Consider the following 12,664-nt stretch of genomic DNA (forward strand, 5'->3'; position numbering starts at 1 on the left):
CCTTTTATGATTATAACATAAAACTATTATATCACCATTTCAGTAAAAAACTCAACTTTAACGAGGATTTTTTTTGAAAATGTTAATTTAATTTGTTATTTATTATATTTTTATTAAAAAATATAATATATTATTTATATATCTATAGAATACTTGTATACTTCTGACTTAGTTATTTTTCTATCTTTAGCTACTAATTTTATAGACTCTTTTTTGCTATATCCTTCATTTATATACTTTTTTATATGATCTTGTATACTTATACTAGACCACTCCATTTCCTTTTCTTTTTCTATTTCTTCTATGGATTTTCCTTCTAAAACTAAAACATATTCACCTTTAGGTTGATGACTCTCATAATATTTTATAACCTCTTCTAGATTATCTCTTATAATTTCTTCATGTACCTTAGTAAGTTCTCTACATATAGATATATTTCTGTTCCCTAAGGACTCCCTTAAAAATTTTAAACATTCCTTTAATCTATGAGGGGATTCATAAAAAATTAATGTTTCCATTCTATCCTTTATATCCTGTACTAACTTTTGTCTATTTTTATTTTCCCTCGGTATAAAGCCCTTAAAAATAAACTTTGTAGTATCCATTCCAGAATAAACTAAGGCTGTAGTAAATGCCGTAGCTCCAGGTAAAACTTCAAATATTATTTGCTCTTCTATACATTTTTTTATGAGCACATATCCTGGATCTGATATTCCTGGCATACCTGCATCAGATACTAATGCTATGTTTTTTCCTTCTTTTAAACTATTTATTATATTTATACTTTTATCTTCTTCATTAAATTTATGGTAACTTATTAATGTTTTTTTTATATTAAAATGATTTAATAATTTTAAAGTTTGTCTTGTGTCCTCTGCTGCTATAATATCAACATTCTTTAATACATCTAATGCTCTTATTGTTATATCTCTTAAATTTCCTATAGGAGTAGGAACTACATATAATTTCCCTTCCTCTATATTAAGCATATAATACTCTCCTTCTTATTTATTCCATTCCATAAATTCTTTTAACCTCATTGGTATATTTATTATTTTCATCATAAATATATAGGGGACTATCCCATTTCAAAAACTTACCACCATTTTTTTGCCCTTCAATTAATATCATAGAAGGAGCCTTGTCTACCGCTGGATGAATAGTCCTTATTAATTTAGGCTCTATGCAATACTTTCTCATTACATTCATTATATCTACTATTCTATCTGGCCTATGTATCATATATAATTTACCTTTATCTTTTAATAAAATTTTAGCTGCCTTTACTACATCATCTAAAGTACAACAAATTTCATGTCTAGATATAGCATTTTTATCATTAATGTTTATAATTCCTGTTCCTTGAGTTTTATAAGGTGGGTTTACTGTAACTACATCTGCCTTTTCTATATCTTTCAAAAGTTTTATATCTTTTAAGTCACCTTCTATAAACTTAACTTTTTCCTGCAAATTATTATACTTTATGCTTCGTTTTGCCATATCAGCAATTTCCTTTTGTATTTCTATACCTATAATATTACTAGCATTAGTTTTACCTGCTAATATAAATGGAATTATACCCGTTCCAGTACATAAATCAACTACTTCATCTCCATTTTTTATTCTAGGAAAATTAGCTAATAATACTGCATCTATTCCGAATCTAAATGCCTGCCTTTTTTGTATAACATGAATTCCCTTTAGCTGAAGATCATCTAATGTTTCATCTTCTTTTATAATTCTATCCATATAATTCACCTTTTATATAATAAATTTTATTCTATATATTCTAAATCAAAACAATATAATAATTCTATAATATATAAAGAATAAAAAGACCGTCTTTTGACGGCCTTTTTAACAATAAATTAGTCTTGAACTGGTGCTCCTACTGGACAAACATTAGCACAGTTTCCGCAATCAATACAAGTATCTGCATCTATATCAAATATAGAGTCTCCTTGACTTATAGCATTAACTGGACATTCTGCAGCACATGCTCCACAGCTTACGCAAGCATCTGTAATTTTGTATGCCATATGTAACACACCTCCTTAAAAATTACACAACTTTATACGATTTATATTTTACCATGTTTTTATTAATTTTTAAAGTAATTTTTATATAACTGTATAACCTATATTTTCTATAGATTCTATTATCTTATCTACATCTACAAAATAATCATCATATATAACACTTACCTCTTTTTTTTCCTTACTTATTTCGCAGGCTACTACACCTTCATTATTAGCTACAGCACTTTTTACTTTATTTATATCCTGTATTGTTCTCATATCGCATACCTTTAATAGTGCCTTCATAACTCTTCCTCCTATTCATCCTTAAGCAACTCTTTTATTATTGTTTCATCTGCATCGTCTATTTCAATATTTATTTCTTCTTCATCTACACTTTCTATATTACCTTCATAGCCACCAGATATAAGTTCTGCTTCCATTATAGGCACTGGCTGTATAAATTCTTCATTATCTTCACTTTTGATCTTGACTTTAACTTCTTCTTTCACCACATTATTATCTACTACCTCTCCTTGTCCATAAGGAGTCTTAACTATTGATCCCACCTTAGGTAATACTTTTCTAATACTTTCATAGGTTTGCTGTTCATAATTTAAACAACACATAAGTCTTCCACATATACCTGAAATTTTGGTAGGATTTAATGATAAATTTTGTTCCTTAGCCATCTTTATTGATACTGGAGCAAAATCTCCTAAAAATATAGAACAACACATAGGTCTGCCACAAGGTCCTAATCCTCCAACCATTTTTGCTTCATCACGTACTCCTATTTGTCTTAATTCTATTCTAGTTCTAAATATTGAAGCTAAATCCTTAACTAATTCTCTAAAATCCACTCTACCATCCGCTGTAAAGTAGAATATAACTTTATTATTATCAAAAGTGTATTCTACATCTATTAGCTTCATATTTAATTTATGTTCCTGTATCTTTTGTAAGCAAATTTCTAATGCGTATTTTTCTTTTTCCTTATTTTCATGATGTTTTTTTATATCTTCTTCTGTTGCTTTTCTAATTACATTTTTTAATGGAGCTACTATTTCGTTTTCATTAATTTGCTTTTTAGCAATAACCGCTTCTCCAAATTCTATCCCTCTTATAGTTTCTACTATAACATATTCTCCCTTATTTATTTCTATATTACTGGGATCAAAATAATATATTTTACCAGCCTTTTTAAATCGAACTCCTACAACTTCTATCATATTATACCTCCTGCATTTTTATAAGCATTGCATCAAATACTAGAGTGGAGTTTATATTCCTATTTAATTTATCTCTTGTATCATTTATTATACTTACCATTTTATCCAAGTTTATATATGAATATTTTTCTGATATATCTTTTATAAACTCTTTCTTATCTACATTTAATAATAACTCTTCATCTCCAGTTTCCTTAAATAACAATGAATCTCTAAGATATGATAAAATACAAGTTAAAATCTCTTCCCAAGTTTCCTTATAATTCATTAAAAAGTTTTCATATTTCATCAAATAATTATAATTACTTAAGTCTTTTGAATCTTTTAATATACCTAAACTCATATCTCTTATATATTTTAGTGACTCATCTTCAATAAATCTTTCAGCTTTACCTGGAATTCCATCACTAAATGCTATTGCTGAATTTATATTGTCTTTTTTTATATCCTTGTATTTATATTTTATAAAATTCTCTATATCATATGGCTTTAGCCTATTTAATTTAAATATTTCGCATCTAGATTTTATAGTATCTAACATATGCTCCATATTTTCACATAACAATATTATATAAACACCTTTAGGTGGCTCCTCTATAGTTTTTAAAAAGGCATTTTGAGCAATTTCTGTTATTAATTCAGATTTATATATTATAATAACCTTTTTATTTCCTTCTATGGGTTTTTTATTTATCTCTTCTATTAAGTTTCTTATATCATCTATACCTATAGATTTTTTATTAATAGGTTTAAATTCTATTAGGTCTGCATAACTTCTCCGCTGTGATTTTTCTAATATAATCATAGCTATTTCTTTAGCTATTATACTTTTACCGATGCCATCCTCTCCAACAATAATACTGGCATGAGAAAATTTACCTTTAACTATTGAATTTTTAATCCTATTTTTTATATTTTCATGCCCTATTATTGTATATGAATTCAAATGTATCCCTCCTAATTAAACTCTCACAAATTTATCTACATCCACAACAAATATAGTAGCTCCTCCAACCTCTACTTCTATGGGATAAGGTACATACATTCCAGCTGATCCATTTACCGGTGATGGTGATGTTACAATTTGTTTTCTAGTTTTACATATCTCTTCTATTTTTTTAATCAATTTATCTACATCTTTTTCTTCTACACCTATCATAAGAGTAGTATTTCCTGCTTTTAAGAATCCTCCTGTAGTAGCCAACTTTGTTACTCTAAACCCATCTTCTGTTATTTCATCTATTAAATCTGAAGCATCATCATCTTGAACAATAGCAATAACTAATTTCATATTATTACCTCCTTAAAGGATATTATATTGTAGTTTCTTACCTATATTTTATATTTTTTTATACAAGTTTACAATTATAATTAGCTTTGTTCACTAAAATCTATATATTTTGTTATTACTTTAATTATATCATCATTTATTTGGTCTATACTTTTAATCTTATCCTCATTAGTACATTCAATTCTATTCCAACCATATTTTTCTGATATATATTTAGAATTGTTATATGACTCTAATAGATACTCATAATTATTTTCGTGTATATCTTTCTCTTTCTCTCCTGTAAATTTATTATTCCTAGTTTCCATAAGGCTTTTACTACATTTAGGAGGCATATCTAAAAATATAACACAATCTGGTACAGGTAAATTAAACTTTTCAAATTCAAAATCCCATAGCCAATTTAAAAATTTATCTTTAGCTTGTACCTCCTTTATTTTTGCTGCTTGATGTATCATATTAGATGTGGTATATCTATCTGCAATAATAATTCCACCTTTTAAGTAAAACTCTTCCCAATCTTTTTTATAGGATGCAAATCTGTCTACTGCATAAAATGTAGATGAAGCATAAGGATTTACACTATCAGGATTGTTTCCAAATTCACCACTTAAATACATCTTTATTAAAGCAGATGATTCACTTTTATAATTAGGGAATTCCACTTTTTTAACTTTTTTATTTTGTTTTACTAATTTATCATAAAGTTTTTTAGTTTGGGTAGCTTTACCACTTCCATCACTACCTTCTATAACTATTAACCTACCTCTTTTCATTTTATCCTCCACATTTATACTTATTATTTTACTATTTGAATCTTATTATTCTTTAAACCTAGTACATCTATTTCATTATTTTTATAATAACATATAGCATCTATTATTTCTTTATTTATTACCTCTCCTGCCATTATTATTGGAACACCTGGAGGATAGGGAACTATATTATTATAACTTATTTTACCTAAGGAATCCTTATAGTCTATCCATAAATATTCTTTTTCTAAAACCTCATAAGGATACATGTTCATATTAGTTTCTATATAATTATAATTTAAATTATCTTTATCTTTATTATTATAATTTTTGTCCCACTCATATAAAGACTCATACAATATATCCATAACACCTTCATTATAAAATGGAGATAATATTAAAATTATGTTGTTTCCATCACTCATTTCACATTGTATTCCACATTCTCTTAAATACTTAGATAAATCACTAGCATTTAAATTATTTTTCACATTTATTATATATCTTGTCAAATCTATATCCATCACATCTTTATATTTAAGATTTAAATGTTTTATATCACTATGATTTAATACATAAAAGCTATCTAATAAATTTATTTTTTTTCTATAATAATTTGCTCTATTAATCAATTCATTATAATGCTTCTCTCCATATTTCTCCAAATAAAACCTGCTATAATCCATAGAACATAAAAATAAGTAAGAAGGGCTCGTACTAGAAAAAGCACTTATGTAAAAATCTACCTTATTAATATCAACTATAGAATCTTTGCCTATGTGTAAAAATGCTGTTTGTGTTAAACTAGGAAGGGTTTTATGAGCACTCATTACTACCATGTCTGCTCCTAGCTCTAAGGCACTTTTAGGTAACTTTTCACACACACCAAAATGAGCCCCATGGGCTGAATCTATTAACACTTTCATATTGTATTTTTTAGCCTCTTTTATTATAATTTCTAAATTAGGACAAACCCCATAATAATTAGGATAAGTTATTACTATACCTTTTGCATCTTTATTTTCTTTTATTAAACTTAAAAAATGCTCCAAATCTATTGAAAGTGGAGCATTAAATTGCCTATACACCTTATTTTTTATATATATTGGTTTTAGCTTTCTCATAATTATTCCATTAAATATAGATCTATGGCAATTTCTTTCTACAATGATTTTATCTTCTTCTTTAAAACAAGAAAATATCATAGCTAAGTTTCCACTAGTACTACCATTTACTAAAAAATAAGATTTTTTAGAATTATAAAACCGGCTTAAAAGATAGCCGGACTCTTTTATTATTCCTTCACTATTATGAAGATTATCCAATCCTTCAACTTCTGTTAAATCACATTGAAGTATATTTTCACAAAATTTTTTTCCCTCTTTAGTAAATAAAAATCCCAAGGATCCTTTATGGCCTGGCATAGAAAACAGTATGTTTTTTTCCTCAATATATTTTAAAACTCCATTTAAAATCGGTAATTCTCCCATCTCATTTCCTCATCCTTTATAAAAGTTTGCACTAAATTTTTTCTTATACATTTTTTATAAAACTCATAAAAATCTGTATTCATATCACTATTTACCATTCTTTCTTCGCAAACATCACATATTCCTTTTCTGTTTATAATTATACCACTATTTAGAGGCTTACCACATATAATACAATATTGTTTTTTCATATTTATCCCCCTTACTATATTATTACAACTAAATTCTTGCCCCCTCATATATATTTTATTCATTAAGTAGTTAAATGTTATTTTGTCCACATAAAATTATATAAATTTTTATTATATAATTTTTATAATATACTTTTATAAGCTGAATATATTAAATTTAATGATATTTATAACTTATATATAAAAATAAATCTGGGAAATACTTCATTTTAATTATTCCCCAGATTTATACTATGTTCCTATATTAAATTTTATCTATATTTACCAATGTTCCTTTAGGTATGCTATCTTGAAGCTATTTAGCATCATAGTACGGTAATCTTATGTATCCATGCGAGGGCTTTTACCATAATCTAGCACGGTCTGATTTTACAGCATTACCTGATAAATAATATATAACACTATGGAATATAATTATTATATATAAAATATTACAGTGATATAATGATCTATTCAACATATTTTTCATTTTATTTTAATTAATTAATAACAATAATTTATTCTATTCATATTGGGTATAATAATGTAACCTAGATGTTTTAATTGGAGGTTATATTTATGAAACAAAAAATAGTATCCTACTTAAAATCTATAGAATCAGATTTATTTAATATATCTAAATATCTTTATGATAATCCAGAAACAAGTTTCAATGAATACAAATCTTGTAAATATTTAATAGATATTTTAAAGAAAAATAATTTTAATATCCAAGAAAACTATTATAATATCCCTACATCATTTTATGCAGAGTTTGGTAAAGGTCACCCTAAAATATGTTTTTTTTGTGAATACGATGCCCCAAATGAACTAGGTCATGTATCAGGGCATAACTTAGTTTCCTCCATATCCCTAGGAGCTGCTTTATCTCTTTCAAAGGTAATAGATAATTTTTCTGGAACTATTATTGTAATGGGAACTCCTGGTGAATCTTTAAGCGGTTCTAAAGTAACTTTAGCTAAACAAGGAGCTTTTAAAGATATCGATGTAGGTCTTATGGTTCATCCTGATAAAGTAACCTGCCAAAGTGGCTCTTCAATGGCTATTCTTCCTTTAAAAATTAAATTTAAAGGAAAGGAAACCTTAAGCTATGAAAATACTGATGTATTTTCATCATTAAATGGTCTTTTATATACATTTAATTCTATAAATCTTTTAAAACAATCTATTAATCAAAACTTTCATATAGATAAATTAGTTATTAATAGTGGTAACGATCCTTATATTTCTTCTAATACTACAGAAGCTAAATTTTATATAAGATCTAAAAGTATATCAACTGCTATTTATGTAGAAAAGCGAATAAGACAAATAGTGGAAAATGTTAATTCTCTTCTAAATTTACATTCAGAAATTTGTTTTTTTGAATTACCTTATAGAGAATTAATAACCAATAAAAGGTTATCTCGATTGTTTTGCCATAATTTAAAGGAGGCTGGTATAATTGATATTTGCGATGAAAAAAATACTGTATCAGGCTTAAGTTTAGGAACAGTAAGTCATTATATTCCTTGTATTCATCCCTATATATCTATATTGGATAAAGATAGCTCTATAAATTACTTTACTGAAGAATTTGCAAATGAAACTTTAAAAGATCATGCTCAACAAAATGCTTTTAAAGCTTGTCAGGCCTTAAGTTTAACTGCATTAGATTTAATCCAAAATGATACACTTTTAAAAGAAGTAAAAAAAGAATTTTTTACTAAAATGGAATAAGAGACTAGCTAGCTAGTCTCTTACTTGATAAATATTTTATCTTTGCAATTAAATTATTGCTCGGCTCAAAATAAAACTTCTTAGTATTATTTCCATCTTTATAAACACAGCAATAAGTATCTCTATTTAATAAAGAACATGTATATTTTTTAGATTTACTTATATTTATTTTTGATCTTAATCCAGCACATTTACCAAAATAAATTATATCTTTTAACTTTATATTTTCTACTACTTTATCATAATTTCCTTTTATCTTATGAATTATGAACTGATCTGCTATTATAAAATATGAATACTTTATCTTACATTTAAATACTTCAAAAAAACTTACCAATATAACTATACATAACAAAAAAATATTTAGCATTTCATCTAATCTATAACTAGATAATTTAATATTTTTTAAAAATTCCACTAAAAATAAAATTCCTACTAATAAAATAAGCATAAAAAATAAAACCGGAACTCTTCTTCTAGCCACAGTCTCTTTATACATATTTCCCATTTTATAAACCCTCCAAAATAATATCAAATAATTTTAAAATTCCTTTACGCTCAAGATTATACTAAGCTTTTAAACATTAATCCACCGTAATATTTGCCGTTTAACTCGTTTTAAAGCTCTTCCTGCTAATTAGGATATGCCTTGCTTTATATATCTCTATTTTACTATAAATTTATCTAAATAACTTTAGCTATAGTTAAAATTTAAACAATGTTTTTTATTTTATTTTTAAACTATTAAAATATATTAAATTTATAAATAAATATACGGGTCTATGCTGTATAATATATATTATTGGTTCTTATAATTATAAGTTAAAACATTAATAAATTTTATATATGGAGGTGATTTTTATGATTTCAATTTATAAAAACACTGAAGAAGACAAAACAATAAAAAAATTAGATAACATAGAACCTGGTACTTGGATTAATATAGTAGCACCTTCGGAGCAAGAACTTATTTTTGTATCAAAAAAAACTGGAGTTACTTTAGATTTTTTAAAAGCTCCTTTGGATGAGGAAGAAACTTCACGGATAGACATTGAAGATAATAATATGATAGTAATCTTAGATATACCATTTACAGAAATGGAAGATAATTCATTGACTTATGATACTTATCCTCTAGCTATTATAAATACACCAAATAATATTATTACTGTATGTTTAAAAAATAGCAAAATTTTAACAGACTTTTTTAATAATAAAGTAAAATCTTTTTATACTTTTAAAAGATCTAGATTTATTCTACAAATATTATATAGAATAGCTAGTTATTTTCTTTTATATTTGAGACAAATAGATAAGAAAAGCCTAATGATAGAAAAAAAACTCCATAAATCTATGAAGAATAAAGAACTTATTCTATTATTATCTTTAGAAAAATCTTTAGTTTATTTCTCCACCTCTCTAAAGGCTAATGAGATAACCTTAGAAAAAATGTTAAAGTTAGATATAATACAAAAATATCCTGAAGATCAAGATGTGTTAGAAGATGTTATTATAGAAAATAAACAGGCAATAGAGATGGCCAATATATATAGTAATATTTTGAGTGGAACTATGGATGCCTTCGCATCTGTTATATCTAATAATCTAAACATAGTTATGAAGTTACTAGCATCTATAACTATAGTGATGTCTATACCTAATATAATTTTTGGCTCCTTTGGAATGAACTTAAATGGTATCCCTTTTAGTAAGTCTCCACAGGGGTTTTGGCTTGCTTATGGAGTTACAGCTATGTTGTGTATAGTTTGTATAATAATATTGAAAAAAAAGGACTTATTCTAATGAATTACATAATAATTAATTATTAGGAGTGATTTAATGTTATTAAAACATTTAAATAAAGGAGATACTATAGGAATAGTTTCTCCTGCAAGTCCTATTGAAAAAGATGTTGTTTTAAAAAATATACAGATATTAAAAGACTTAGGTTTTAATATTAAACTAGGCACCCATATATATGATAAATGTGGTTATTTATCCGGCAAAGATATAGATAGAGCTAAAGACTTAATGGATATGTTTATAGATCCATCTATAGATATGATTCTTTGTTCAAGGGGAGGCTATGGCTCTATGAGAATGCTTCCTTATTTAGACTTTAATATTATAAAAAATAATCCTAAAATTTTTGGTGGTTTTAGTGATATAACAATTCTATTAAATTATATAACTTCTAAATGTGACTTTACTACTTTTCATTGCCCTATGCTTTCATCAGACTTTAATAATATGTATACTTTGAAAAGTTTTCTAAAGCCATTAATGAATGATTTTCCATCTTATGAAATATCAAATCCTAATTTTGTTCCTTTATTATCTAAAACTAATTATATAGCAGAAGGTGAGCTGGTTGGTGGAAATCTATCTCTTATATGCAGTACCTTAGGTACTCCTTATGAAATTGATACTGTAGATAGTATTCTATTTTTAGAAGAAATTTCAGAGCCGCCTTATAAAATAGATAGGATGTTAACTCAATTAATACTATCTGGAAAAATTAAATCCTGTTCTGGACTTATATTAGGTCAATTTTCAAATTGTAATATAAATAATCGTGGGGAAGGTTTCTCTCTAGATGAAGTTATATTAGATAGATTATTACCTAGTAATAAACCTATTATAGCAAACTTAATGTCAGGGCACTGTGATCCTAATTTAACCTTACCTATAGGATCTAAAGTTAGATTGGATTGCAAAAACAAGTTAATAAAAATTCTAAATTATTAAAAAAAGAGCTTTAGCATACTAAAACTCTTTTGGAGGCGCCACCCAGATTTGAACTGGGGATGAAGGCTTTGCAGGCCTCTGCCTTACCACTTGGCTATAGCGCCATATTCAATTCAACATAATCTATTATATCAGAAATTTTGAACTTGTCAACATTAAAATTAAAAAACTAACCAAATTTTTGGTTAGTTTTTTAAAATTGCTTTTTCTAAAACACTACCTATACCATCATGAATAACTAGATCAGCTCTTTTATCATAAGGTGTTTCTCCTTTATTTATTAAAACTAATTTTTTACCCTTATAATAATTAACTAATCCAGCTGCAGGATATACCACAAGTGATGTACCACCTACTATAAGCACATCTGCATTTTGTACATAATATATAGCTTTATTTATAGTATTCATATCTAATCCTTCTTCGTAAAGCACTACATCTGGTCTAACTATGCCTCCACATTTTTTACAATGTGGTATATCTTTACTACTATTTTCAGTATTCAATATATAATCTAAATTATATTTTTCTCCACAATTAATACAATAATTTCTATGAACACTTCCATGTAACTCTAATACATTCTTAGCTCCTGCTAGCTGATGTAATCCATCAATATTTTGGGTTATTATGGCTTTTAATTTTCCTATTTGTTCTAATTCAGTTAAAGCATAATGAGCTAAATTAGGTTTTGCGTCTTTAAATATCATCTTATTTTTATAAAATCGGAAAAATTCTTCAGTATTATCTTTAAAAAAACTATGACTTAATATTGTTTCTGGTGAATAATTCAATTTATTTTTTGATTTATATAATCCACTATTTGATCTAAAATCCGGAATATTACTTTCCGTAGATACTCCTGCTCCACCTAAAAAAACTATATTTTCACTATTATCTATAATATGTTTTAATTTTTCTAACCTCATATTATCATCTCCTAAATAGGTTATTAATTAATTATTATATACTAATTTATATACGCTGTAAAAATAGCAATTTAAAAAATGTTTTCCCTAAAAATTTATATAAAAAAATAAGAACTCAGTTAAATGAGTTCTTACCTTAATAATCATCTGGCAACGACTTACTCTTCCACAGGGCCTCCCCTGCAGTACCATCAGCGCTTTGAAGCTTAACCTTCGTGTTCGGCATGGGAACGGGTGTTACCTTCAAGCCATAATCACCAGATTATTTTCTTTGAAAGAATGTTCTTTCAA

Annotated in this window: 15 protein-coding genes, 1 tRNA gene and 1 rRNA gene; 3 read left to right on the forward strand and 14 right to left on the reverse strand. The window is 26.3% G+C overall.

Annotation, left to right across the window (positions count from 1 at the left end; genetic code table 11):
* Positions 1–134: 134 nt before the first annotated feature.
* The 10 genes from rsmI to ACYUEW_RS14070 all read right to left on the reverse strand — a co-directional run bounded on the left by rsmI (position 135) and on the right by ACYUEW_RS14070 (position 6,977).
* Positions 135–989 (reverse strand): 16S rRNA (cytidine(1402)-2'-O)-methyltransferase, encoded by an 855-nt coding sequence (gene rsmI, locus ACYUEW_RS14025; RefSeq protein WP_003488014.1) that lies wholly within the window; start codon positions 987–989, stop codon positions 135–137.
* A 19-nt stretch (positions 990–1,008) separates the two neighbouring features.
* Complete coding sequence (locus ACYUEW_RS14030; RefSeq protein ID WP_003488015.1) at positions 1,009–1,749, reverse strand: tRNA1(Val) (adenine(37)-N6)-methyltransferase; 741 nt, start codon at positions 1,747–1,749, stop codon at positions 1,009–1,011.
* Between the two features lie 119 nt (positions 1,750–1,868).
* A complete protein-coding gene (locus ACYUEW_RS14035; protein ID WP_003363046.1) occupies positions 1,869–2,039 on the reverse strand; it encodes a DUF362 domain-containing protein in 171 nt (56 codons plus the stop codon).
* A gap of 81 nt (positions 2,040–2,120) precedes the next feature.
* Positions 2,121–2,324, reverse strand: a complete 204-nt coding sequence (locus ACYUEW_RS14040; RefSeq protein ID WP_003488016.1) for a heavy-metal-associated domain-containing protein — start codon at positions 2,322–2,324, stop codon at positions 2,121–2,123.
* Positions 2,325–2,335: 11 nt separating this feature from the next.
* Positions 2,336–3,250 (reverse strand): PSP1 domain-containing protein, encoded by a 915-nt coding sequence (locus tag ACYUEW_RS14045; RefSeq protein WP_003488017.1) that lies wholly within the window; start codon positions 3,248–3,250, stop codon positions 2,336–2,338.
* Between the two features lies 1 nt (position 3,251).
* Entirely contained in the window at positions 3,252–4,196 is a 945-nt protein-coding gene (locus tag ACYUEW_RS14050) for a DNA polymerase III subunit delta' (protein ID WP_085333776.1), read from the reverse strand.
* Between the two features lie 15 nt (positions 4,197–4,211).
* A complete protein-coding gene (locus tag ACYUEW_RS14055) occupies positions 4,212–4,541 on the reverse strand; it encodes a cyclic-di-AMP receptor (RefSeq protein ID WP_003488019.1) in 330 nt (109 codons plus the stop codon).
* Positions 4,542–4,621: 80 nt separating this feature from the next.
* Entirely contained in the window at positions 4,622–5,317 is a 696-nt protein-coding gene (locus ACYUEW_RS14060) for a dTMP kinase (protein ID WP_460276969.1), read from the reverse strand.
* Between the two features lie 23 nt (positions 5,318–5,340).
* Positions 5,341–6,786: an aminotransferase class I/II-fold pyridoxal phosphate-dependent enzyme gene (locus ACYUEW_RS14065; RefSeq protein WP_460276971.1), complete on the reverse strand. Its 1,446-nt coding sequence runs from the start codon at positions 6,784–6,786 to the stop codon at positions 5,341–5,343.
* A complete protein-coding gene (locus tag ACYUEW_RS14070; protein WP_003491739.1) occupies positions 6,765–6,977 on the reverse strand; it encodes a sigma factor G inhibitor Gin in 213 nt (70 codons plus the stop codon). The genes ACYUEW_RS14065 and ACYUEW_RS14070 overlap by 22 nt, the downstream gene beginning before the upstream one ends.
* A gap of 558 nt (positions 6,978–7,535) precedes the next feature.
* Between ACYUEW_RS14070 and ACYUEW_RS14075 the strand changes: the two genes are divergently transcribed.
* Positions 7,536–8,696 (forward strand): zinc-binding metallopeptidase family protein, encoded by a 1,161-nt coding sequence (locus ACYUEW_RS14075; RefSeq protein ID WP_460276974.1) that lies wholly within the window; start codon positions 7,536–7,538, stop codon positions 8,694–8,696.
* Between the two features lie 4 nt (positions 8,697–8,700).
* Here the strand turns inward: ACYUEW_RS14075 and ACYUEW_RS14080 are convergent, their stop codons facing one another.
* Positions 8,701–9,204 (reverse strand): hypothetical protein, encoded by a 504-nt coding sequence (locus ACYUEW_RS14080; RefSeq protein WP_003488024.1) that lies wholly within the window; start codon positions 9,202–9,204, stop codon positions 8,701–8,703.
* Between the two features lie 353 nt (positions 9,205–9,557).
* On the opposite strand from ACYUEW_RS14080, the gene ACYUEW_RS14085 reads away from it, so the two are divergent.
* Positions 9,558–10,499 carry a magnesium transporter CorA family protein gene (locus ACYUEW_RS14085; protein WP_042385986.1) on the forward strand — a complete coding sequence of 314 codons (942 nt, stop codon included), beginning with the start codon at positions 9,558–9,560 and terminating at the stop codon, positions 10,497–10,499.
* A 36-nt stretch (positions 10,500–10,535) separates the two neighbouring features.
* Complete coding sequence (locus ACYUEW_RS14090) at positions 10,536–11,444, forward strand: S66 peptidase family protein (protein ID WP_460276977.1); 909 nt, start codon at positions 10,536–10,538, stop codon at positions 11,442–11,444.
* Between the two features lie 30 nt (positions 11,445–11,474).
* On the opposite strand, the gene ACYUEW_RS14095 is transcribed toward ACYUEW_RS14090, so the two are convergent.
* From ACYUEW_RS14095 to rrf, 3 genes are all read right to left on the reverse strand, one after another.
* A tRNA-Cys gene (locus ACYUEW_RS14095) sits at positions 11,475–11,548 on the reverse strand.
* Positions 11,549–11,629: 81 nt separating this feature from the next.
* A complete protein-coding gene (locus ACYUEW_RS14100; RefSeq protein ID WP_043030879.1) occupies positions 11,630–12,373 on the reverse strand; it encodes an NAD-dependent protein deacylase in 744 nt (247 codons plus the stop codon).
* Positions 12,374–12,518: 145 nt separating this feature from the next.
* Positions 12,519–12,635 (reverse strand): 5S ribosomal RNA (gene rrf, locus ACYUEW_RS14105).
* Positions 12,636–12,664 lie beyond the last annotated feature (29 nt).

The sequence above is a fragment of the Clostridium sp. CTA-1 genome (genome assembly GCF_054768215.1).